Annotated in this window: 20 protein-coding genes; 12 read left to right on the top strand and 8 right to left on the bottom strand. The window is 60.6% G+C overall.

Annotation, left to right across the window (positions count from 1 at the left end; genetic code table 11):
• Nucleotides 1-133 precede the first annotated feature (133 nt).
• A complete protein-coding gene (locus FHX10_RS01605; RefSeq protein WP_029867913.1) occupies nt 134-1,081 on the top strand; it encodes an extensin family protein in 948 nt (315 codons plus the stop codon).
• Nucleotides 1,082-1,148: 67 nt separating this feature from the next.
• On the opposite strand, the gene FHX10_RS01600 is transcribed toward FHX10_RS01605, so the two are convergent.
• A complete protein-coding gene (locus tag FHX10_RS01600) occupies nt 1,149-2,828 on the bottom strand; it encodes a formate--tetrahydrofolate ligase (RefSeq protein WP_029867912.1) in 1,680 nt (559 codons plus the stop codon).
• A 157-nt stretch (nt 2,829-2,985) separates the two neighbouring features.
• Between FHX10_RS01600 and FHX10_RS01595 the strand changes: the two genes are divergently transcribed.
• A complete protein-coding gene (locus tag FHX10_RS01595; RefSeq protein ID WP_080759844.1) occupies nt 2,986-3,516 on the top strand; it encodes a TIGR00645 family protein in 531 nt (176 codons plus the stop codon).
• Between the two features lie 60 nt (nt 3,517-3,576).
• Here FHX10_RS01595 and FHX10_RS01590 read toward each other — a convergent pair whose 3' ends face one another.
• Nucleotides 3,577-5,226, bottom strand: coding sequence for a hypothetical protein (locus tag FHX10_RS01590; protein WP_029867910.1), 1,650 nt, complete (start codon nt 5,224-5,226; stop codon nt 3,577-3,579).
• A 332-nt stretch (nt 5,227-5,558) separates the two neighbouring features.
• On the opposite strand from FHX10_RS01590, the gene FHX10_RS01585 reads away from it, so the two are divergent.
• A complete protein-coding gene (locus FHX10_RS01585) occupies nt 5,559-6,284 on the top strand; it encodes a helix-turn-helix transcriptional regulator (protein WP_029867909.1) in 726 nt (241 codons plus the stop codon).
• Nucleotides 6,285-6,330: 46 nt separating this feature from the next.
• Nucleotides 6,331-6,792, top strand: a complete 462-nt coding sequence (locus tag FHX10_RS01580; protein WP_029867908.1) for a PAS domain-containing protein — start codon at nt 6,331-6,333, stop codon at nt 6,790-6,792.
• Between the two features lie 47 nt (nt 6,793-6,839).
• On the opposite strand, the gene FHX10_RS01575 is transcribed toward FHX10_RS01580, so the two are convergent.
• From FHX10_RS01575 to FHX10_RS01565, 3 genes are all read right to left on the bottom strand, one after another.
• On the bottom strand, nt 6,840-7,970 hold the full coding sequence (locus tag FHX10_RS01575) for a DUF2333 family protein (protein WP_029867907.1): 1,131 nt from the start codon (nt 7,968-7,970) through the stop codon (nt 6,840-6,842).
• Nucleotides 7,971-8,118: 148 nt separating this feature from the next.
• A complete protein-coding gene (locus tag FHX10_RS01570) occupies nt 8,119-9,192 on the bottom strand; it encodes a hypothetical protein (protein WP_029867906.1) in 1,074 nt (357 codons plus the stop codon).
• A 73-nt stretch (nt 9,193-9,265) separates the two neighbouring features.
• Nucleotides 9,266-9,868: a thymidine kinase gene (locus FHX10_RS01565; protein WP_029867904.1), complete on the bottom strand. Its 603-nt coding sequence runs from the start codon at nt 9,866-9,868 to the stop codon at nt 9,266-9,268.
• Nucleotides 9,869-10,105: 237 nt separating this feature from the next.
• Here FHX10_RS01565 and FHX10_RS01560 point away from each other — a divergent pair, with 237 nt between their 5' ends.
• The 6 genes from FHX10_RS01560 to FHX10_RS01535 all read left to right on the top strand — a co-directional run bounded on the left by FHX10_RS01560 (nt 10,106) and on the right by FHX10_RS01535 (nt 15,928).
• Nucleotides 10,106-11,062: a choline ABC transporter substrate-binding protein gene (locus FHX10_RS01560; protein WP_029867903.1), complete on the top strand. Its 957-nt coding sequence runs from the start codon at nt 10,106-10,108 to the stop codon at nt 11,060-11,062.
• Nucleotides 11,063-11,135: 73 nt separating this feature from the next.
• Nucleotides 11,136-11,981 carry a choline ABC transporter permease subunit gene (gene choW, locus FHX10_RS01555; protein ID WP_024319499.1) on the top strand — a complete coding sequence of 282 codons (846 nt, stop codon included), beginning with the start codon at nt 11,136-11,138 and terminating at the stop codon, nt 11,979-11,981.
• Complete coding sequence (gene choV / locus FHX10_RS01550) at nt 11,978-13,030, top strand: choline ABC transporter ATP-binding protein (RefSeq protein ID WP_029867902.1); 1,053 nt, start codon at nt 11,978-11,980, stop codon at nt 13,028-13,030. Before choW ends, choV begins: the two co-directional genes overlap by 4 nt.
• A 31-nt stretch (nt 13,031-13,061) precedes the next feature.
• Nucleotides 13,062-13,811 (top strand): HugZ family protein, encoded by a 750-nt coding sequence (locus FHX10_RS01545; protein WP_029867901.1) that lies wholly within the window; start codon nt 13,062-13,064, stop codon nt 13,809-13,811.
• A gap of 116 nt (nt 13,812-13,927) precedes the next feature.
• A complete protein-coding gene (locus tag FHX10_RS01540) occupies nt 13,928-14,245 on the top strand; it encodes an ArsR/SmtB family transcription factor (protein ID WP_003561417.1) in 318 nt (105 codons plus the stop codon).
• 357 nt (nt 14,246-14,602) lie between these two features.
• Nucleotides 14,603-15,928: an aspartate aminotransferase family protein gene (locus FHX10_RS01535; protein WP_184389043.1), complete on the top strand. Its 1,326-nt coding sequence runs from the start codon at nt 14,603-14,605 to the stop codon at nt 15,926-15,928.
• 104 nt (nt 15,929-16,032) lie between these two features.
• Here FHX10_RS01535 and FHX10_RS01530 read toward each other — a convergent pair whose 3' ends face one another.
• Both FHX10_RS01530 and FHX10_RS01525 read right to left on the bottom strand, forming a co-directional pair.
• Nucleotides 16,033-16,947, bottom strand: coding sequence for an HD-GYP domain-containing protein (locus FHX10_RS01530; protein ID WP_047614315.1), 915 nt, complete (start codon nt 16,945-16,947; stop codon nt 16,033-16,035).
• 134 nt (nt 16,948-17,081) lie between these two features.
• Nucleotides 17,082-17,318, bottom strand: coding sequence for a hypothetical protein (locus tag FHX10_RS01525; RefSeq protein WP_155295704.1), 237 nt, complete (start codon nt 17,316-17,318; stop codon nt 17,082-17,084).
• A gap of 114 nt (nt 17,319-17,432) precedes the next feature.
• On the opposite strand from FHX10_RS01525, the gene FHX10_RS01520 reads away from it, so the two are divergent.
• On the top strand, nt 17,433-18,536 hold the full coding sequence (locus FHX10_RS01520) for a branched-chain amino acid ABC transporter substrate-binding protein (RefSeq protein ID WP_047611329.1): 1,104 nt from the start codon (nt 17,433-17,435) through the stop codon (nt 18,534-18,536).
• A gap of 119 nt (nt 18,537-18,655) precedes the next feature.
• Nucleotides 18,656-20,353 (top strand): adenine deaminase, encoded by a 1,698-nt coding sequence (gene ade / locus FHX10_RS01515; protein WP_063474694.1) that lies wholly within the window; start codon nt 18,656-18,658, stop codon nt 20,351-20,353.
• 71 nt (nt 20,354-20,424) lie between these two features.
• Here ade and FHX10_RS01510 read toward each other — a convergent pair whose 3' ends face one another.
• Complete coding sequence (locus FHX10_RS01510; RefSeq protein WP_063474508.1) at nt 20,425-22,071, bottom strand: alpha-glucosidase family protein; 1,647 nt, start codon at nt 22,069-22,071, stop codon at nt 20,425-20,427.
• Nucleotides 22,072-22,355 lie beyond the last annotated feature (284 nt).

Below are 22,355 nucleotides of genomic sequence, written 5' to 3'. Positions count from 1 at the left end.
TGTCAACATAATCCGGCGATTTATGTTGAATAATATTATCAAGTTTTAACGATCTTCCTAAACGTTGCGCATTTGCAACGAAAACCGCCCTCGCGCATTATCCCTAACTATCGGCAGCAGGGAATCGGATGCGTTGAGAAAACTTTCGATACTGGCGATCCTGATCGCCGCTACCGCCTTTCTTGCCGGCGCCCGCTTGCCCCCACAAGGTCCACTGCCCCAACCTCGGCCCGATGCCGGCGAGACGAGCAGCCCCACCTCTGTCCCGCCTGCGGAGGCGGAACCGCCCGCGCCTGAAGAGGTGCCGGCCCCTCAGCCGAAACCTGATGTAAAGGCTCCGGAGGCACCGAGCCAGCCGTCGACGCCGGGGGCCGAACCGGCCCAGCCTGCGCCGGCCGAACCCATGCAAGGCCCGCCGCTGCCCCCGGGCAAGCTTGAAAGCCCGCAGACCCCGACTGAAGAAAACAAGCCGCCAGCCGAGCAGACGCTCGAAGAACAGCATCTGACGATCGAACCCGAAAGCGACACCGAGCACGCCGAATGCACGGCCGCACTCCGGGCTTTGGGCGTCGTCTTCAAGGAAACGCCGCGTATCGATGACGGCAACGGCTGCGGCATCGACAAACCGATCATCGTCTCCGAAGCCCTGCCCGGCATCAGCCTGAAGCCGGAAGCGACGCTCCGCTGCCCGGCAGCACTCGCCCTTGCCCGCTGGATGAAGGACAGCGTCATCCCGACCGCCTCCGCCGCCTTGCCGGAGCAGGGCCGCATCACCACCGTCAACCAGGCAACGGCCTATATGTGCCGCCTGCGTAATGGCGCCGGAACAGGCAAGATCTCCGAACATGCCCGCGGCAACGCCATCGATATTGCCAGTTTCCATTTCGAAAAGGGCGAGGATGTCGCCGTCCGCTCCCGCCGCGAGGATCCGACGCTCACCGGCGCCTTCCAGCGCACCGTCAGCGCCGCCGGCTGCCTCTATTTCACCACCGTCCTCGACCCCGAAAGCGACGCGGCCCACGAGACGCATTTCCATCTCGACGTCATCGAGAGGAAGGGCGGCTATCGCTATTGCCACTAATCATTTCAACGAGTTGCGGTTCACGCTTGAATCAGGCCGTCGAACAGATGAGCAAGCGTTCTGAAGATCAGAACAAGCCCTCGATATAACCCTGATCGTTCAGGAAAATCCGCTCCGCCGACGGCGATTTCGGCAGGCCGGGCATCGTCATGATCTCGCCGGTGATGGCGACGACGAAGCCGGCGCCCGCCGAAAGCCGCACCTCCCGCACGGTGACGACATGGCCTTCCGGCGCGCCGCGCAGGTTCGGATCGGTGGAGAAGGAATATTGCGTCTTCGCCATGCAGATCGGCAGATTGCCGTAGCCCTGCTCCTCCCATGTCTGTAGCTGGTCGCGCACCGCCTTGTCGGCCGTCACCTCGCCGGCATGGTAGATCTTCGAGGCGACGATCTCGATCTTCTCGAACAGCGAAATGTCGTCGCCATAGAGCGGCTGGAATTTCGCTTGGCCGGATTCAGCCAGTTCCACCACCTTGTGCGCCAGTTCCTCGATGCCGGCCGAACCCAGCGCCCAGTGGCGGCAGAGGATCGCCTCGGCGCCGAGTCTTGAGACGAATTCCTTGACCGCCGCAATCTCGGCGTCGGTATCCGAGACGAAATGATTGATCGCCACGACGACGGGCACGCCGAACCGGCGCACATTGGCGACGTGCCGTCCAAGATTGGCGCAGCCCTTCTTCAACGCCGCCACGTCCTCGGTGCCGAGATTCTCCTTCTTCACCCCGCCATTCATCTTCAGCGCCCGGACGGTCGCGACGATGACCGCCGCATCCGGTTTCAGCCCGGCCTTGCGGCATTTGATGTCGAAGAATTTCTCCGCTCCGAGATCGGCCCCGAAGCCTGCTTCCGTCACCACATAGTCGCCGAGCTTCAGCGCCGTCTTCGTCGCCGTCACCGAATTGCAGCCATGGGCGATGTTGGCGAAGGGTCCGCCATGCACGAAGGCCGGATTGTTCTCCAGCGTCTGCACGAGGTTCGGCTGCATCGCATCCTTCAAGAGCACCGCCATGGCGCCGTCGGCTTTCAGGTCGCGCGCATGCACCGGCGTGCGGTCGAAGCGATAGCCGATGATGATGTCGCCGAGCCGCCGCTCCAGATCCTTGAGATCGGTGGCGAGGCAGAGGATCGCCATCACCTCGGAGGCGACGGTGATGTCGAACCCGCCCTGGCGCGGGAAACCGTTGGCGACACCGCCGAGCGAGGAGACCATGCTTCTGAGCGCCCGGTCGTTCATGTCCATGACCCGCCGCCAGGTGATGCGGCGAATGTCGATATTCTCTTCGTTGCCCCAGTAGATATGGTTGTCGATCATCGCCGCCAACAGATTGTGCGCCGAGGTGATCGCATGGAAATCGCCGGTGAAATGCAGGTTGATGTCTTCCATCGGCACGACCTGCGCATAACCGCCGCCGGCCGCCCCGCCCTTGACGCCGAAACAGGGGCCGAGAGAAGCCTCGCGGATGCAGATGATGGCTTTCTTGCCGATCCGGTTCAGCCCGTCGCCGAGCCCGACGGTGGTCGTCGTCTTGCCCTCGCCCGCCGGTGTCGGATTGATCGCAGTGACGAGGATCAGCCTGCCGTCCTTCTTGCCTGCCTGCGCCGCGATGAACTCAGCGCTGACCTTCGCCTTGTCGTGACCATAGGGAGCGAGTTGCTCAACCGGAATGCCGAGTTTCGCCCCGATCTCGAAGATCGGCTTCTTGGCAGCTGCGCGCGCGATTTCGATATCGGATTTGATGGCTGGCATGGATGTCCCCCGTCCGACCTCCGCGGACGCAGAGTCGTTGTTTTCCCCTTATCGAGATAGCGAAATATCGGCGAAGTGTGAATAGCGCCACGCCTTGCGGCAGCCACGCTGGGCGTTTATGTGGCGGTCAACGATTGCGGTTTCACAGGGTGAAAACATGAAGTCACTGGAACTCATCATTGAGCGCATCATCCTGTCGAGCCGCTGGCTCCTCGTCGCCTTCTATATCGGCCTGGTAGCGGCGCTCGCCGTCTATGCCGTTTCCTTCGCCTACAAGCTCCTGAAGATCGCCTCCGGCGTCTTCGAGCTCGACGAAGCGGAGATGATCCTTGCCATGCTCAGTCTGATCGACGCAGCCCTCGTCGCCAGCCTGATCGTCATGGTGATGATCTCGGGCTACGAGAATTTCGTCAGCCGCTTCGATGAGGCCAGTGAGGCTGACAACGAGGTTTCCTTCCTCGGCAAGCTCGATTCAGGCAGCCTGAAGATCAAGGTCGCCTCCTCGATCGTCGCCATTTCCTCCATCCATCTGCTGCAGGTCTTCCTTAATGCCGACAAATATGCCGACGGCAAGATCATGTGGCTGACCTTCATGCACCTCGCCTTCGTCGCCTCCGCCGTCATGCTCGGCTTCCTGGAGAAGCTGATGAGCGTGACGTCGAAAAATGATTTGAAGGACAAGGGGTAAAGGGACGACGAACTGATTGTCCCACGTCAGTGAGTGGGCACACCGGCGTTCTTTTCCGCATCAATTCGAGGCCGCAGCAACAGGAGCGATCTCTGCCTCAGCTTTTCTGGGGCATCGAAGACTTTCCTTGGCATCGGGTCCACATAGGCGATCACCGGGCTCATCACCGTAAGGGATGATCCCGTTGACGATGCCAAGCTCGAGCGCCTGAGAACGAGGAATATTCTTTCGCTCAATCGAGGTCGCGAGCATCATCGTCTCGAAAGACTCGGCATTAACGCCCATCTCGTCGAAATAGGCGAAGAATTTCCTATCTTCAGCCGTCGTGGGTCTGACAAGGCCGATATCGGAATATCCGACAATCCGCGGCGTTCCGCTCATCAAGACGAGAGTACAGGTCGAAAGGCAGTATGCACCGCCGGCAGAGACCTCCCCCTCCGTCGGACCGCTTTTGGCCATGCTCGCCTTGCAACGCGGATCGAGCGTCGGGCAGTTCGGCAACCGCGTTCTGCCAATCGAGGTCTCCAGACCTGCCGCACGGATCACACGCCCCATCGCGAAAGCCGCATCCATATCCCCGCCATTGGACTGAAGAACGAGCGGCAGCTTTCTTTCGCCGAGCGTCTTCAAGATTGCCGCCAGCCGAGCCGGGGTATCCGGCGTGATGTCTCCTTCCGCAGAAATCCACTGCGTGCACTCCTCCTGGCAATTGCCATGATACATCAGGAGAAAGTCCATCGGCAGGGTTGTCGGCTGTTTCTCGCTTGTGTCTGCAGTTGCGGGCGCCCCAGCCGCTTCGACCGCCGAATGGCCGTGGCAGGCGGCATCAGTGGCTGCACCCGCCACGCAGAGCGGCATGCCCGGCCACTCATTGTAAGCCAGCATGTCGGTGTTCAGCCCCATGCGAAGTGCATCTGCTGGCGGTACGATAGTGATGCGATCGGGAGGGGTACTCATCATCAAACCGATCAGATCGGCACTGACGCCCATCTCCTTCAAATAGCCCGTCAGGGCAGCGGCCGCCTTCTTTCCAAGTTTAGTGGAACTACTCTGCCCCGCGGATTTGCGTCCAACCTCCTTGCGGGAAATTTCCGTCTTCTTGCCATTCACGATCTTGTATTCGATGCGATAGGAGACACGCTCTCTCTTGTAGACAGTCGTGATCTGGTGGACACCGATGAAAGCCCATTGCGACGAGACGCGCGAGGTACCGCCGGCGAAAGCCAGAGGACATGCGGAAAAGCAGTATGCGCCATCCGAATAGGTGACGCCGACCGAGCTGCCATCCTTTTCGATAGCGGCGGCGCAGCGCGTATCGTCCGCTGGGCAATCCTTCAGTCGCGTGCCTCCTACGGCTGTTTCCAGACCGGCCTTGCGGATGATCCGGCCCATCGCATAGGCAGCATCGACCTCACCACCTTCCGACTGAAAGACCACCGGCAATTTCCGATCCCCGATTTTCTTCAGAATTTTTCGGAGCTGGCCGGGAGTATCGGTGGTTATGCGCCCCTCTGCCGATATCCATTCAGGACAGTCTTCCATGCAGAGGAGGCTTCGTACGATGATGAAACGCATTGGCGCCTGCCCCGCCTGCTTCTTCTTCTCGGCAGCCTGTGAGATCGCGGCACCGATCGGCAAGCTCAAAAATAACAGGGCAAGTAATATAAGGAAAAACAGATGCTTGCGAAAAACAAAAATTGCAAAGCGCACGATTAAATCGCCTCAGTTATACATGAGAATACGATTAGCAATTGCATCGAACCGCAGCAAGCCAGATTTCGCTGGTGGTTACCGCCCAACCTCTTTCCCGAAGTGATTCTCTTCCTGTCCGGCTGCGTGAGATCCATCGCTCTGCGGCCACGCGGGAGCCAAAGATACCGCAACGCTATTTTTGCAAGTCGAAACTCAACCAAGACGCGATCTACTGTGACTAATTTTTCACAATTTGAATGAATCGGCTTGCGCCAAGTCGGTTGGGACTAGCATCCCGCCGCCTTTCTGTGTTTGATAGCGGTAACATTGGGGCTGCCGGAGGCGTACAAATGTCTTACATGACTACCTCTGAAAGACAGTCATTGCTTTCGGCAGAGCTTGCGACTGCACGAACACGTGGCCTCTTTGCACAGGCGCTCGGCAGAATCTCCACAGCCTTCGGATTGTCGCATGCGACGCTGATGCACGCCCCTTCTCCCGAAGACCTTCTTTTGAAACCGCTGCTGATCGAGAGTTCGCTTCCGGCCGCCTATGTCAGGGAGTTTGATCGCGCCCACATGATGCGCGGTTGTCCATTTGGCGTGCGGCTGAGAGAGTCCGCTGTGCCGCCGGTCTGGCACCTCAACGACACCGTCAATGGTCAGGCCTTTCCTGCCGAACTGCGTGCCCTGATGCTGCGCCATGCCATACCGGCAGGCGTCGCCATGCCGACCATCGCAGCCGATGGCCAACGGTTGGTCTTCTGGTTCTGCGGCGACCGCGCCGCACTCGGCCAGAGCGAGATCAATGAGTTGGCAATGATCATTCTGCATGCACTCGATGCATACAATGCAGTCAAACGCAACGAGGAATGCGCGCATAACGCGCTGTCGACTCGAGAACTAGAAGTTGTACGCTGGACTGCCCAAGGCAAAACCTCGATCGAAATCGGCCAGATCCTAGCGCTCTCGGACCATACGGTGAACGCCTATATGACGAACGCGATCAAAAAACTCGATTGCGTCAACCGCACCCAGTTGGTAGCTAAGGCAATTCGATTGAAGCTGATCAACTGAGGCATCAGAAGAGAGTCGGCACGTCGTCCCGTGATCTGGGGGAATCGTGTCTCTTCGTTTCGAACAGCCCGTCATTGACAAGACAGCGCAATCCCGCGCCCACATCGGCATCACCGATGCGGAAATTGTCCAGATGCTTGCTGCCTATCGCCTTTTCGGCTTCTGGCGCATCGACATCGAGACTGGACATTTCTTTGCAAGCGAGGATGTGCACACGATCTTCGATCTCCCCTACAGCGACGGCCCCGTCAATCTGACAGAGCTGATGTCGCGCATTCATGAGGAGGACCGCAGCCTCATCGCTCAAACCTTCGAAGAGGCGAGCCTTCACCGCGCCGGTTTCCATTTTGTCTATCGTGTCGACAACCGGCTTGGCGGCTACAAGGTGGTGCGCAGCGTCGGCCGCTTCCGTGACGATGAAAGTGGCAGCGGCATCGTCGGCATCACCTACGAATTCGTCGAGAAACTGCGTGTCGTCGGCTTCGAGGACAACACGGCGTCTCGCTGACTCGACAGCGATAACGCCTGATTAGCTCGTCTGTTGGACGCGCGGGATTAGCGGTCGAGCACCGAGCGGATTTCGACGAGGTTCGAGCGCACCCTCAGAATATAAAAGCCCATGGTGGCGAGATGGCTCGGCATGATCCAGCCATCCTCGCGCCCGTTCGAGATGATCGCCGGCTGGATGCGCAGCGCCGCCTGGAACTGTCGCATGGTCCCGCCCCAGATCGCTCCGAGATTGCGCTCCGACACAACTTGCGAGAAATCGGCCTGGGCAGCCGCCATAATCGCGTAATAGCCGTAGAGCTGGCCGTAGGCGAACCAGAACCGGTCGTCGGCGCGGGTATCGAACCAGCCGCGATTGTGGTTTTCCGAGCGCTCGGCAAGCATATCCGAGGTGCCGCCGAGATCGTTGGCGATGCGGTCGATGAACTGCACCAGATTGTCGGCACGGCCATCGAAAATGGCGTTACAGAGGGCGAGATCAGTGTTGAACTTGCGCAGGCTGCCGATCGCCGAGCGGTAATAGGAAGGCGTCGGCGTCTTCGGCCCGAAGGGATTGAACCCGAAATACCAGCTATATTCGTCGAACTGCAGATTGCCCCGCGCGCGCTGCAAGTCGTTGTTGATACCCGACGTACCGCGCACGCGCCCGAGCGTGTCGACAAGCTCCACCGAGGTCCGCCGGACCGCCTGGTTGACGCCGCGCTGGAACGACGCCTTGTTGTCGAGGAAGGGCGTGTGATCCCAGTCGATGCCGAAGAAGCCCATCTTGTAGAGCAGCATGGAGGAAATCCATGCGTTCTGGTTGACATTGAAATCGGTCAGATCGGCCGCGACGTCGACGATCGCCGAGCGCTGGCAGGTCTTTCGCGCGGTCGCATCGGCTCCTTCAGCGACCGGCACGTCCTGCCCGGCGGCAACCTTGCGTTCGGAAAGCCGGTACTGGTCGACGAAGGCGGTGTTGAAATTCGTCCAGATCTGCGTCTGCCAGAAGAAATAGCCGTAAAGCACGACGAACAGCGCCACGAATGCGATGACCGGCAATCGGATCATCCAGCTCCGGCGCTGATACCAGCCATGCGCGGCAAGAAAAGGCCAGAAGGCCCAAGCGGCAAACAGGCGGGCCCAGCGGCCGATCGTCTGGCCGATCAGCCTGAAAAAACCGGCAATCCCGTCAAGCATCGTCGTCTCCTGTCAGGGCGAGGCGAACATCGGGACATTGCCGCCCCGCTGCTTCCACATATGCGCTCGATGGCCCGAGCACAACAACAGCCTCTCGATTTTTCGGATTGAAGTTATGGCGAAAAAGGGCGCGCAACGCGCCCGGCGATCAGGAACGCAGGAAAGGCAGGTTGAAACGGAAGGACCTGCGCGCCGTGTCGATCAGAGGTGCTCCCGATGTTGCCGGCGGCGGCTCGGCATAGGTCGGAAACCGCCTGGCGAATTCGAGATCGGCGCGGCTCTTTCGTCGCTCCAGATCCTGGGCGACCAGCATGCCCTTTTCGAACAGCCGGATCGGCGCGGCGATATCGGGAAAGAGTTCTGGCTTGATCCGCATCTTCATGCCCGGCCGGTCGGTATCGACCTGCGCCTGGTAGATGATCAGCCGCTCCTCGACATCGATCATCAGCTTGCGCAGCAGCACGTTGCAGGCGGCGATCCGGCCGTTCAGCGAATCGACAAAAGCCTGGAACAGGCCGATGAAGCGCTCGCGCCGCTGGCTATCGTCGCGCATCTCGTGCTCGCCGGCGGAAATCCGCTCGGCCTCCGCCTTCAACGCCCGCCGCTCCGCCTCCATCTGCTCCCAATGCGCCCTGTTGCCATAGACGCCGATACGGCCCTGCGTCGTCAGCGCCTTGGCATTGAGCTCCTTCATCTTGAGGCGGGCGATATCGATGGAAACGACCAGCCGGCGCCGCTGCTCGACAATGTCGACGAGGCTGAGTTCGGCTGCCTTGTGCCGTTCGGTGAGCAAGGCGCGCTGGCCGGCGATCAGCCTGGCGAGCGCGTCCGATTTCGCCAAAAGATCGAGCAGCCGTTCGATGACGGGCGCCTCACGTACACGTGAGGTATACATGCGCCACATCCGCTGGCGCGACAGCCAGCCGGCCATCTTCTCGCGCAGCGTCAGCCCCCGGAAGCTGTCGAGATCGGCCGAAACCTCGGCCGTCAGCCGGTCGAGGGCAAAGACCAGCTCGGCCAGTTGGGCGTCGAGCCCCGCAGCATCGGCGATATGGGCCTGGAAGCGGACATTCTGCTCGATGAAGATCTCGTCGGCCGACCGTGTTTCGTCACCGCTAAAGGCGCCGATCGCAGCCACGCAATAGGCTCCCTCCGCCGCAATGCTCTCGGCAAGTCTGCCTGCGACTTCGTACTGGCCGTCGAATGGCGGGGGTTTGCGCACCTGATCTCTCCAAGGAATCTCCTGCTCAAGCTAGTCGCTTGCGGCGCCAAAGAAAACAGGCAGCTTCGCGGCTTCAGACCGGCTCGGCGATCCAGGCACCGTTCATCGCGTCGTCCCAATGCCTGCGGCAGAGCGAGACATATTTCTCGTTTCCGCCGACATCGATCTGCGCGCCTTCGTGCAACACTTTTCCCTCTGCGTCGTGTCGCACCACCATCGTCGCCTTGCGCCCGCAATGGCAGATGGTGCGCACCTCGCGCATTTCGTCGGCGATCGCCAGCAGTTCCTGCGAGGCCGGAAACAGCTTGCCCTGGAAATCGGTTCTCAGCCCGTAGACCATGACGGGGATACCGAGCCTGTCGACGACCCTGGCAAGCTGCCAGACATGGACAGGCGTCATGAAATGCGCCTCGTCGACGAAGATGCAGGATATCGGCGCCCCTTCGCCGCTCAACGTCGCGACCAGCCGAAACAGATCCTCGTGCGGCTCGAAGGGAATGGCGCTCGCCTCCAAGCCGATCCGCGAACCGATCACGCCCCGGCCCGCGCGCTCGTCGAAAGCGGCGATCAACTGCACGGTGCGCATGCCGCGCTCCTGATAATTATAGGAGGCCTGCAGCAGCATCGTCGACTTGCCGGCATTCATCGTCGAGTAGTTGAAATAGAGTTTTGCCATCCGATTTCTCCTTAATCGGCTTATTGAAAGCTCGGAATGGCAAAGAAAAGCCCCGTGGCGGCGATAATCACAGGAATCCACGCTCAAAAACCGCCGAAAGCCCCGAAAACAGGGCGTCGCGAAAAAATCCGCCGACGTCGCAATCGCATGGGTCGATACGACGCAAACGCACTGAGGTCGCTTGTCAAACTCGGTTATTGATGGTTGGCTTGGGAACTTAAAGACTGGGAGTCTAAAATGAAAACAACAAGCACATTCAAACTCGTCACTGCAACTGCCGTCGCCGCCCTCTCCGTTGCGACCGCCGCCTTCGCCGCAGATCCAGACAGCTGCTCTACGGTGCATTTCTCGGATGTCGGCTGGACTGACATCACCGCCACCACCGCCACCGCATCCGTCATTCTGAAGAGCATCGGCTATCAGACCGATGTTAAGGTCCTTTCGGTGCCGGTCACCTACACCTCGCTGAAGAACAAGGACATCGACATCTTCCTCGGCAACTGGATGCCGACACAGGAAAAGGATGTCCGTCCCTACCTCGACGATAAGTCGGTCGAATCCTTCGGCCCCAACCTTGTCGGCGCCAAGTACACGCTCGCCACCAACGCCAAGGGCGCCGAGCTCGGCATCAAGGACTTCAAGGACATCGCCGCTCACAAGGACGATCTCGACGGCAAGATCTATGGCATCGAGCCTGGCAATGACGGCAACCGCCTCGTCATGGACATGATCGAGAAGAACACTTTTGACCTGAAGGATATGGAAGTCGTCGAATCCTCCGAGCAGGGCATGCTCGCTCAGGTCGCGCGTGCCGACAAATCCGGCAAGCCCGTTGTCTTCCTCGGCTGGGAGCCCCATCCGATGAACACCAACTTCAAGCTGACCTACCTCACCGGCGGTGACGATATCTTCGGTCCGGATTTCGGCGGCGCCAAGGTCTACACCAACGTGCGGGCCGGTTACCTCGACGAATGCCCGAATGTCGGCGCGATGCTGAAGAACCTGACGTTCTCCCTCGACATGGAGAACCACATCATGGGCAAGATCCTCAACGACGGCAAGGAGCCGGAGGCTGCGGCTTCCGAATGGCTGAAGGCGAACCCCTCGGCGATCGAACCCTGGCTTGCGGGCGTCAAAACCCGCGACGGCAAGGGCGACGCGCTGGCGGCCGCCAAGACCGGCCTCGGTCTCTGATGACATGAACGGGGCGGCTCGCCGCCCCGTTTCATTTTTGTCCGATTGTTGTTTTTCTGGATAGGCGCGCCCCTTGAATTGGATCACCGAATTTAAGATTCCCGTTGGCCCCTGGGCCAAATCCTTCGTGGATTGGCTGACCTCGAACGGCGAATGGTTCTTCAACCAGATCGCCTTCCTGCTATCGAGCGCCATAGACGGCCTGCTCTTCGTGCTGCAGAAGCCTCATCCGCTGATCGTCATCGCTGCCATCACCGCCATCGCCTTCTGGCTGCGCCGGTCGATCGCGGTCGCCGTCTTCACCTGTCTCGGGCTGCTGCTCATCGTCAACCAGGACTATTGGAAGGAGACGACGGAGACGCTCGCCCTCGTGCTCGCCGCCACCTTCGTCTGTATGGTGATCGGCATTCCGCTCGGGATTGCCGCCGCCCGCCGCCCTTGGGTCTATGCCGCCATGCGCCCGGTGCTCGATCTCATGCAGACCATCCCGACATTCGTTTATCTGATCCCGGCGCTGATCCTGTTCGGCCTCGGCATGGTGCCCGGGCTGATCGCCACCGTCATCTTCGCAATCCCCGCACCGATCCGGCTGACGCGGCTCGGCATCATCTCGACGCCGCCTTCGCTCGTCGAAGCCGCCGTCGCTTTCGGCGCGACGCCGATACAGGTGCTACGCAAGATCGAGCTTCCGTTCGCCACGCCGCAGATCATGGCGGGCCTCACCCAGACCATCATGCTGTCGCTGTCGATGGTCGTTATCGCCGCCCTTGTCGGCGCTCCCGGGCTTGGCGTGCCGGTCGTCCGCGCGCTGAATACCGTCAATATCGCCAAGGGTTTCGAGGCGGGTTTCTGCATCGTCATCCTGGCGATCATTCTCGACCGGATGTTCCGCACGGCGGGTGAAGGAGGCGGCGCATGACCGCGGTAAGCTTTAACAATGTCAGCATCATCTTCGGCGACCGGCCGGAAACCGCGCTTGCCATGGTCGACCAGGGCAAAACGCGCGACGAAATCGGCGCCACGACCGGCCTGGTGCTAGGTGTCGCCAATGCCTCGCTGACGATCGAGGAGGGCGAGATCCTGGTGCTGATGGGCCTTTCCGGCTCCGGCAAATCGACGTTGCTGCGCGCCGTCAACGGGCTCGCGCCCGTGGTACGCGGCGATGTCGCAGTCTCGGCCGCCACCGGCTCCGTCAACCCCTACAAATGCAATGCCAAAGCCCTGCGCGACCTGCGCACCCACACCGTCTCCATGGTGTTCCAGCAGTTCGCCCTCCTGCCTTGGCGCACCGTCGCCGACAATGTCGGCTTCGGTCTCGAGCTCGCGGGCATGCCGGAGGCCGAACGCAAGGTCCGCGTCGGTGAGCAGCTCGAACTCGTGAACCTGACGAAATGGGCGGACCGCAAGGTCAACGAACTGTCAGGCGGCATGCAGCAGCGTGTCGGCCTTGCCCGCGCCTTTGCCACCGGCGCCCCGATCCTGCTGATGGACGAGCCCTTCTCGGCACTCGACCCATTGATCCGCACCCGCTTGCAGGACGAACTCCTGGAGTTCCAGCGGCGGCTGAAGAAGACCATCCTCTTCGTCAGCCATGATCTCGACGAGGCCTTCCGCATCGGCAACCGCATCGCCATCATGGAGGGCGGCCGCATCATCCAGTGCGGAACGCCGCATGACATCGTCAAGAACCCGGCCGACCAGTATGTCGCGGATTTCGTGCAGAACCTCAATCCGATCAATATGTTGACGGCGGCCGACGTGATGCAGCCCGGCCTCGGCCAGACTGCCGCCGGCATGAGCGTCAGCGCCACGGCCCGTGCCGCGACGCCACTCGTCGATGTCCTCGATGCCCTTGCCCGCCAGCCGGGCAGTATCGGCATCGTCGAGAACGGCGCGATCGTCGGCACCATCTCGGCCCAGGATATCGTCGCCGGCCTCACCCGCCATCGCCGCAAGCAGGACGCTTGATGTTTTCCGTCCGCTTTGCCACAAAGCGGATATGAAAGATCAGCCCTCGCCCTTACGCGAAACCGACGACGAGGCCCGCAAGCTCGCCCGCGTGCTTCTGCGCTCCGCGCGGCACGCGGCGATTGCCGTTCTCGACCCCGAGACCGGCTTTCCCTTCGCCAGCCGCGTGCTGGTCGCGATCGACATCGACGGCACGCCCGTCATCCTGGTTTCGAGGCTGTCGGCCCATACCAGGGCGCTCGGCAGCGACCCGCGCGCCTCGCTCCTGACCGGCGAGCCCGGCAGGGGCGATCCCCTCGCCCACGGGCGTCTGACGACCCAATGCCTGGCGGAAGCCGTCGAGCGCGGGCACCCGTTTTACGAACGTATCCGCACGCGTTTTCTCGATCGCCACACCAAGGCGAAGCTTTATATCGACTTCCCTGATTTCCTCTTCTTCCGTCTCAAGCCGGAGCAGGCCAGCCTCAATGGCGGCTTCGGCCGCGCCTACCAGCTCGATGGCAACGATCTGATAATCCAGTCGGCCGCGAATGAAGAGATCGCCGCCGCAGCGACGGCAGCAGTGCGAGATTTAGTAGAACGTCACCCCGATGTGGCCGAAAGGCTCGCTGACCGCCTAAAGGCGCCGGAATCGGGTTCTTGGCGTATTTGTGGTATCGATTCCTCAGGTTTCGACATGATTTCCGGCGATTTTCTGCTGCGACACGAGTTCGAAACCCTCGCTGTGGATGCCGATCACATTTGTTCAAACATATCTAAAATAGCATACTCGATACCTTAAATTTAGGTATATACAATCTTCGACCCCAGTTGCTAGTTTTTGGCATCAGTCAAAATCTCGGCTGAGGGGCCAGTGCCAGCACGCATGATGTACGTTTCGCATTAGGAAGATAACATATGGAAACCTCTGATTTGGCCGATCACACGAACGTGGCGGCAGCTTTATTGTCGGCCATGGCCAACCCGAAGAGATTGCTGATCCTGTGCAGCCTCGTGAAGGGCGAAGTCGCCGTCGGTGTGCTGGCGACGCAGGTCGGCCTCAGCCAGTCGGCTCTCTCTCAGCACCTGTCGAAACTGCGCGCTCAAAAGCTGGTCAAGACCCGACGGGACGCACAAACCATCTACTATTCGAGCACCTCCGAGCCGGTCATGAAAATTCTGGCAACGCTCGAAGATATCTACCTCGTGCAAAACAGGAATAGATCCGCCGCTTGATGATAGCGCTGACATGAATGTCGGCCGATGCCCTGCCGCAAGGGGATGTTTCCGGAGGCGTGGCAGCGATATTTCAGCACCTGAACATTAATGGCACGACCGGCAAATTTGCGATTTGCCGGTCGTGCTTTTTTCTTGAAAGCCATATTCTTCCTGCTCCCCTCACCGGAAAGACTTGCAGCATGACCGCGCCGAGGCGCTCGCCCGTGATCGAGCGAAGCAGCTTGAGCCTGCCGTCAGGAGGGGCTCCGGGACTTTTCCCGTTGACGCCTTGGGAAGCCCTGATAATTTGACCGGGCAGTAAAAATATGGGCGAGAAGCCCCCGGGAAAGGGCCGTCAGCGGCCAGGAGAACAGCATGTCCAACCGCCTCAACGCACCGAACGATCTTCGCGCCTTCTGGATGCCGTTTACGGCAAACCGCCAGTTCAAGAAGGAGCCGCGTTTGTTCGTCGGCGCCAAGGACATGTATTATACGACCCATGCCGGCCGTCAGGTGCTGGACGGCACGGCTGGCCTCTGGTGCGTCAATGCCGGCCACTGCCGCCCGAAGATCACCGAGGCGATCCGCGAGCAGGCCGGCGAACTCGATTACGCGCCGGCCTTCCAACTCGGCCACCCCAAGGCCTTCGAACTGGCAAACCGGCTGGTCGATATCGCCCCGGAAGGCCTGAACCACGTTCTCTACACCAATTCCGGTTCTGAATCCGTCGAGACGGCGCTCAAGGTGGCGCTCGCCTATCACCGGGTGAAGGGCAATGGTTCACGCTTCCGCCTGATCGGCCGCGAGCGCGGCTATCACGGCGTCAATTTCGGCGGCATCTCGGTCGGCGGCATCGTCACCAACCGCAAGATGTTCGGCACGCTTTTGACCGGCGTCGATCACATGCCGCACACCCACCAGCCCGGCAAGAACAGCTTCACCCGCGGCGAGCCCGAGCATGGCGGCGACATCGCCACCGAACTCGAGCGTATCGTCACTCTGCATGACGCCTCTACCGTCGCGGCCGTCATCGTCGAGCCGGTGGCCGGCTCCACCGGCGTCTTGATCCCGCCGAAGGGCTACCTGCAGAAGCTGCGCGAGATCTGCACCAAGCATGGCATCCTTCTGATCTTCGACGAGGTCATCACCGGCTTCGGACGCCTCGGCGCCCCCTTCGCCGCGCAATATTACGACGTCAAGCCTGACATGATCACCGCCGCCAAGGGGTTGACCAATGGCGTCATTCCGATGGGCGCCGTCTTCGTCACCTCCGAGATCCATGATGCCTTCATGAACGGCCCGGAGCACATGATCGAGTTCTTCCACGGCTATACCTATTCCGGCAACCCGATCGCGTCTGCCGCAGCACTCGCCACGCTCGACACCTACAAGGAAGAGGGTCTGCTGACACGCGCCGCCGAGCTCTCCGACTACTGGGCCGATGCTCTGCACTCGCTGAAGGACTGCCCCAATGTCATCGACATCCGCAACACCGGGCTGATCGGCGCGATCGAACTCGACCCGATCGCCGGCGAACCGACCAAGCGCGCCTTCACCGCTTTCCTGAAAGCCTATGAAAGCGGCCTGCTGATCCGCACCACCGGCGATATCATCGCGCTCTCTCCGCCACTGATCATCGAGAAGCAACACATCGACGAGCTCTTCGGCAAGCTGCGGACGATCCTGCAAAACAACATCTGAAAAAGCTCGCAAGCTTCCGGCAACAGCGCCTGCGTCGCGCGTCAGAAAAGAGGCGCGGCGCTGTAAGCCCGTGCAGGCCCTTTTGTTGCGAAGATGGATGGATTTCAGTTCACGGCGGCGACGGAAAGGCAGAGGGCGAATTTCTTCAGGAGCCGGCGATCAAAATGCCCTTCATTGCCAAGCATCCACTTCAATGCCTGGCTCGCGCTCCATGGCGCTCTGTACGGCCGCACGGAGGTGATGGCGTCATAGACGTCGCAAATCGCGGCAAGGCGCGAATGGAAGCTGACCTGCTCTTCGGAAAGCTTGCGGGGATAACCCTTGCCGTCGATACGCTCATGATGGTTGAGGCAGACGTCTAGAACGATCTCCGATATGCCTTCCTGGCGTGACAGGATTGCGTGTCCCTTTTCCGGATGATCGCGGATCATCTTGATCTCGTCCTCGTCCAAGGGACCTTCCTTGTTCAGTATCTCGAGCGGAATTTCGAGTTTACCGACATCGTGCAGCAATCCCGCCGTGCCGAGCGCCTGCACGGTAGCCTCGTCAAGCCCGAGATGACGGCTGAAAAGGATCATCAGCGCACTCACCGAAATGGAATGCAGGAATGTCGCTTCGTCCCTGGATTTCAGACGCGTAACGCTCAAAAAGACAGTGGGATTCTGATCTATCGACTTGGAGACCGAGGAAATCACCGGAGCCACCTGATCTATGCTGATCCCGTCGCCGTGCTGGAGTCGACCAAAAACACTTTCCAGCACCTGCACGGATTTCTGGATGGTCTCGCGTGCCGCCTTGGTATCGATCTCGATATTGCCGCCCGGCAGGCCATCAATGTCGAGGCCTCTGCTGGTGTTGATGATAACACCTGTCATGCCGCTCTTGCGAAGCTTCTGGGCATCGATTTCACGGCGCAGGAGAAATCTTCGTTTAGACAGAAGAGGATCCTGCCAGGCACCCTCGATCGCCTCTACAAACATTCCGGTGCGCACCTGTCTGGCTTCGACCCGCTTGAGCATCCAGCTCTCTATTCCTGAAAATATCTCTCTGTTTATTTCGACCGCTCTTTTGCATCGCAGCAATATATGCGCGCACAATGGTTCTACACTAACTGGTAGAATCAAGTGTTAATCTCAAAGCGGAATTCGAATAGTCAGACAGATAGAGAGCTTCCGCGAAATTCGGGAGGGTTCATCGGCGCGCCGCTGACGCGGGGTACCGGCACCAAGAAAAAATGGAAAACGGCGCCGAGATCGATGATTTTTCGACGATTCGCGCCGAATCGGCTCGATTTTCGTTTCATTTTGTTATCATCTTGCGGAATCTCACCAAAATTCCTAGAAATCTTGGCGTTGCGCCCGTTCGAGCCAAACATGGCCGGAGGGCGCATTGATCGCGCCGATATCGATCGTCCTTGGCACGGCCTGAGGGTCGTTGAACGATCCGGAAAAACCGGCGCGGCACCTCATCGTGGGTCGAATGACCCCATCCAAGGAGACAGACAATGACCCTCAAGACATTGACGGCGACCCTCGTCGCGTCACTCGCCTTTGCGCCGCTCGCCCATGCCGATATCACCATCGGCCTGATCGCGCCGCTGACCGGCCCCGTCGCGGCCTATGGCGATCAGGTGAAGAACGGCGCTCAGACCGCCGTCGACGAGATCAACAAGAAGGGCGGGATTCTCGGCGAGAAGGTCGTCCTCGAACTGGCCGACGATGCCGGCGAACCGAAACAGGGCGTTTCCGCCGCCAACAAGGTCGTCGGCGACGGTATCCGTTTCGTTGTCGGCCCGGTGACCTCGGGCGTCGCCATCCCGGTTTCGGACGTGCTTGCTGAAAACGGCGTGCTGATGGTCACTCCGACTGCGACGGCCCCTGACCTGACCAAGCGCAGTCTCACCAACGTGCTGCGCACCTGCGGCCGCGACGACCAGCAGGCCGAAGTCGCCGCCCAATATGTGCTGAAGAATTTCAAGGACAAGCGCGTCGCCATCGTCAACGACAAGGGCGCCTACGGCAAGGGCCTTGCCGACGCCTTCAAGGCGACGCTGAACGCCGGCGGCATCACCGAAGTCGTCAATGACGCGATCACCCCAGGCGACAAGGATTTCAGCGCGCTCACCACCCGCATCAAGTCCGAGAAGGTCGACCTCGTCTATTTCGGCGGTTATCACCCGGAAGGCGGTCTGCTCGCCCGCCAACTGCATGACCTCGCCGCCAACGCGACGATCATCGGCGGCGACGGCCTCTCCAACACCGAATTCTGGGCAATCGGCACGGATGCCGCCGCCGGCACCATCTTCACCAATGCCTCGGACGCCACCAAGAACCCGGACTCCAAGGCCGCAGCCGAGGCGCTCGCCGCCAAGAACATCCCGGCCGAAGCCTTCACCCTGAACGCCTATGCCGCCGTCGAAGTGCTGAAGGCTGGCATCGAGAAGGCCGGCAGCGCCGAGGATGCGGAAGCCGTCGCGACCGCGCTGAAGGGCGGCCAGGAGATCCCGACCGCCATCGGCAAAATCACCTACGGCGAAACCGGCGACCTGACCTCGCAGAGTTTCTCGCTCTACAAATGGGAAGCCGGCAAGATCGTTGCTGCCGAATAAACCATCGCTGACCGTCGACGACCGGGCGCCCTTACGGCGCCCGGTTTCGTTTTGCGGCACTCGCTTGTGGCGGCAGATCGGTTATAAGTTTCGGAATCGGTTGCAATGTGAGCAATGCCATGACCACCAAGCTCGAACGTCTCATCGACCAGGGCGTCGGCCGCGTGCCGGCCGATATCGTGCTGAAGGGTGGCCGCTTCTTCGATCTCGTCACCGGCGAACTCGTCCTCTCCGACATTGCCATCGGCGCCGATCGCATCGTCGGCACCTCAGGCAATTATGATGGCGAGACCGAGGTCGATATTTCGGGCAGGATCGTCGTTCCCGGCTTCATCGACACGCATCTGCACATCGAATCCTCGCTGGTGACGCCGCATGAATTCGATCGCTGCGTCCTGCCCTATGGCGTCACCACCGCGATCTGCGATCCGCACGAGATCGCCAATGTGCTCGGAAGCGCCGGCATCGAATTCTTTCTCGAATCGGCGCTGGAGACGATCATGGACATCCGCGTCCAGCTCTCCTCTTGCGTTCCAGCGACCCATCTCGAAACCTCCGGCGCCGATCTGCCGATCGAGCGCCTCCTGCCCTACCGCCACCATCCGAAAGTCATCGGCCTTGCCGAATTCATGAATTTCCCCGGCGTGATCCACAAGGATCCTGTCTGCATGGCCAAGCTCGAGGCCTTCCAGGGCGGCCATATCGACGGTCACGCGCCGCTGCTGTCCGGCAACGACCTCAACGGTTACCTCTCGGCCGGCATCCGCACCGAGCACGAATGCACGACGGCCCGCGAAGCACTGGAAAAGATCCGCAAGGGCATGCATATCCTCGTGCGTGAAGGTTCGGTATCCAAGGATCTCGCCGCGCTGATACCCATTATCACCGAGCGGCTGTCGCCCTATCTGGCGCTCTGCACCGACGACCGCAATCCGCTCGATATCGCCGAACAGGGCCATCTCGATCACATGATCCGCACGGCGATCGCAAGCGGCGTCGAGCCCCTGGCGATCTACCGCGCCGCCTCGATCTCGGCGGCCCGCGCCTTCGGCCTCAGGGATCGCGGTCTGATCGCGCCGGGCTGGCGCGCCGATCTTGTGGTTCTCGACAGCCTGGAAAATTGTCGCGCCGACATGGTCTTCTCCGCCGGCCGCCGGGTCACCGATGCACTCTTTTCCTCGCGCAAACCGGTTGCTCCGATCGGCCTCGACAGCGTCAAGGCCCGGCCCGTCAACGCCGCCCATTTCGGCGTGCCGGTCGCCGAGGGTGAAACGCCTGTCATCGGCGTCATGCCGGGCAAGATCATCACCGAACATCGCCGCTACCGCCTGCCGGTCAGCGGCAACGAGACGACGGTCGATCTTGCCAACGATATCATCAAGGTCGCCGTCATCGAGCGCCATGGCAAGAACGGCAACCATGCCAACGGCTTCGTCCAGGGCTTCGGCCTGAAGAAGGGCGCGATCGCCTCCACCGTCGGCCATGATAGCCACAACATCTGCGTCGTCGGCGTCAGCGAGGACGATATGGCGCGCGCGGCAAACCGTCTCGGCGAAATCAACGGCGGCTTCGTCGTCGTCGAAGACGGCAAGGTCACCGGCGAAATCGCCCTGCCCATCGCCGGCCTGATGAGCCTTGAGCCCTATGAGACGGTCCGCGATACACTGCACCACCTGCGCAAAGCCGCCTTCGCGCTCGGCGCCACGCTCGAGGAACCCTTCCTCCAACTCGCCTTCCTGCCGCTGCCGGTCATCCCGCACCTGAAGATATCCGACCGCGGCATGGTTGACGTGGATAAGTTCGCGTTGATCGGGTGATGCAATTCTAGGGCTGATTTCGCAGTGGGCGACCTTTGAATGTTGCCTTCATGGTTACGGCAGAAAGAACATCAAACCCGCGCGCAAAACCCGTCGAGCGCCGCAAGCTTCACCGATCCCACGCCAGCCATCGCCCCGAAGCCCGGCATCTCGAGCGGTTCCTCAAGCACCACGCCATCAGGCAGGTGGAATTCCGCCGGTTCGCGCGTCAGGTTGAAGACGAAGAGTAGTTTTTCTCCGTCCTTTTCGCGGGTGAAGGCGAGCAGATCCTGGTTGGTGCCGATGAAGGTCATATCGCCGTCGATCAGTGCCGGATGGCTCCTCCGGAAAGCAAGCGTCCTGCGGTAGTGATGCAGCACCGAGCCGTCGCTTGCCTCCTGCATATCCACCGAAAGTGCTGCCTGCTCGTAAGGCACCGGCAGCCAGCTCTTTTCCGCCGAGGTGAAGCCCGCATGCGCTTTGCCCGCCTCCCAGGGCATTGGCGTGCGGCATCCGTCGCGGCCCTTGAAGGCCGGCCAGAAGCGGATGCCATAGGGGTCACGCAGATCCTCGAAGGCGAGTTCGGCCTCCGGAAGCCCGAGTTCCTCGCCTTGATAGAGGCAGATCGAGCCGCGCAGCGCCGCAAGCACCGAGATCGCCAGCATGGCGATGACGGGCCGCTCTTCCTCCGTCCGCGCAAAGCGGCTGACATGGCGCATGACGTCGTGGTTGGAAAAAGCCCAGCAGACCCAGCCGTCGGTCACCGCTTTCTGAAAAGCCTCGACGCAGCCGCGAATATGCACGGCGGTGAAATCCGGTCCGAGCAGATCGAATGTGTAGCACATGTGCAGCTTGTCGCCGCCGCTCGTATAGGCGCCGACCGTCTTCAGCGAACGCGCGCCGTCGCCGACTTCGCCGACGGTCGTGCGATCTTCGTATTGGTCGAGCAGCGCCCGGAAGCGCTTGAGGAAATCGACATTTTCCGGCTGCGTCTTGTCGTAGAGATGGTTCTGCATGCCGTAGGGGTTGGTGTCGGGCGCATCGAGGCCTGCGTCGTCCTCGTCCGGCTCGTGCGGCGGATTGCTCCTGAGCTGCTTGTCGCAGAAATAATAGTTCACTGTGTCCAGCCGGAAGCCGTCGACGCCGCGGTCGAGCCAGAACCTCACTGTCTCCAGTACCGCATCCTGCACTGCCTTGCTGTGGAAGTTGAGGTCCGGCTGTGAGGTCAGGAAATTATGCTGGTAATATTGGCGACGCACGCCATCCCATTCCCAGCCCGGTCCGCCGAAGATCGACAGCCAGTTGTTCGGCGCCGTACCGTCAGGCTTCGGATCGGCCCAGACATACCAATCCGCCTTGGAATTGGTCCGGCTCGACCGGCTCTCGACGAACCAGGGATGCCGGTCTGATGTGTGCGAGATCACCTGGTCGATGACGACCTTGATGCCGAGCCTGTGTGCCTCGGCCATCATCTCGTCGAAATCGGCGAGCGTCCCGAAGATCGGATCGACATCGCAATAATCGGAAACGTCGTAGCCCATATCGGCCATCGGCGACTTGAAGAAGGGCGAGAGCCAGATCGCGTCGACGCCGAGGCTGGCAATATGCGGCAGCCGGCGGGTGATTCCCCTGAGATCGCCGAGCCCGTCGCTGTTGGTATCCTGAAACGATCGCGGATAGACCTGATAGATCACCGCGCCGCGCCACCAGTCCGCACTCCCGCCTGCCTGCAATGCCATCGGCTACATCTCCTGCCTCGTTTGCGCCCGCCACACTAAAGCGGAAGAAACAAAAGACAACCATGTGAAGCCGTTATGAAGGCGCTGCGAAGGCCGGGAGGCATCGTCGCGATCCGACAAGGGGGAGACGTATATAGGCTTGTCCACAACCCCTTTCCACCCACCGGATTTGGGGTTGCAACGCAAAGCCTTTGCGATAATGTGCGCACTGACCTGCACGTAAGAGGTCAAACACCGGGAACAAATGTCTAATAAAGGCGCAAAGCCTAGAAAGGTGGACCCAC

Origin of the sequence: Rhizobium sp. BK591 (assembly GCF_014195045.1) — a bacterium.
In the GTDB taxonomy this organism is placed as follows: Bacteria; Pseudomonadota; Alphaproteobacteria; order Rhizobiales; family Rhizobiaceae; genus Rhizobium; species Rhizobium anhuiense.
The sequence above is the reverse complement of the archived record's forward strand: the minus strand, read 5'-3'. Positions and strand labels throughout refer to the sequence as shown.

What these genes read in the sequence shown, in the direction of transcription:
- ade (WP_063474694.1), top strand. Translation starts at nt 18,656, where the DNA reads ATGACCACCAAGCTCGAACGTCTCATCGACCAGGGCGTCGGCCGCGTG.
- FHX10_RS01545 (WP_029867901.1), top strand. Translation starts at nt 13,062, where the DNA reads ATGAAAGATCAGCCCTCGCCCTTACGCGAAACCGACGACGAGGCCCGC.
- FHX10_RS01595 (WP_080759844.1), top strand. Translation starts at nt 2,986, where the DNA reads ATGAAGTCACTGGAACTCATCATTGAGCGCATCATCCTGTCGAGCCGC.
- FHX10_RS01535 (WP_184389043.1), top strand. Translation starts at nt 14,603, where the DNA reads ATGTCCAACCGCCTCAACGCACCGAACGATCTTCGCGCCTTCTGGATG.
- choV (WP_029867902.1), top strand. Translation starts at nt 11,978, where the DNA reads ATGACCGCGGTAAGCTTTAACAATGTCAGCATCATCTTCGGCGACCGG.
- FHX10_RS01575 (WP_029867907.1), bottom strand. Translation starts at nt 7,970, where the DNA reads ATGCTTGACGGGATTGCCGGTTTTTTCAGGCTGATCGGCCAGACGATC.
- FHX10_RS01560 (WP_029867903.1), top strand. Translation starts at nt 10,106, where the DNA reads ATGAAAACAACAAGCACATTCAAACTCGTCACTGCAACTGCCGTCGCC.
- FHX10_RS01530 (WP_047614315.1), bottom strand. Translation starts at nt 16,947, where the DNA reads ATGCTCAAGCGGGTCGAAGCCAGACAGGTGCGCACCGGAATGTTTGTA.
- FHX10_RS01600 (WP_029867912.1), bottom strand. Translation starts at nt 2,828, where the DNA reads ATGCCAGCCATCAAATCCGATATCGAAATCGCGCGCGCAGCTGCCAAG.
- FHX10_RS01540 (WP_003561417.1), top strand. Translation starts at nt 13,928, where the DNA reads ATGGAAACCTCTGATTTGGCCGATCACACGAACGTGGCGGCAGCTTTA.
- FHX10_RS01520 (WP_047611329.1), top strand. Translation starts at nt 17,433, where the DNA reads ATGACCCTCAAGACATTGACGGCGACCCTCGTCGCGTCACTCGCCTTT.
- FHX10_RS01525 (WP_155295704.1), bottom strand. Translation starts at nt 17,318, where the DNA reads ATGCGCCCTCCGGCCATGTTTGGCTCGAACGGGCGCAACGCCAAGATT.
- FHX10_RS01585 (WP_029867909.1), top strand. Translation starts at nt 5,559, where the DNA reads ATGTCTTACATGACTACCTCTGAAAGACAGTCATTGCTTTCGGCAGAG.
- FHX10_RS01565 (WP_029867904.1), bottom strand. Translation starts at nt 9,868, where the DNA reads ATGGCAAAACTCTATTTCAACTACTCGACGATGAATGCCGGCAAGTCG.
- FHX10_RS01510 (WP_063474508.1), bottom strand. Translation starts at nt 22,071, where the DNA reads ATGGCATTGCAGGCAGGCGGGAGTGCGGACTGGTGGCGCGGCGCGGTG.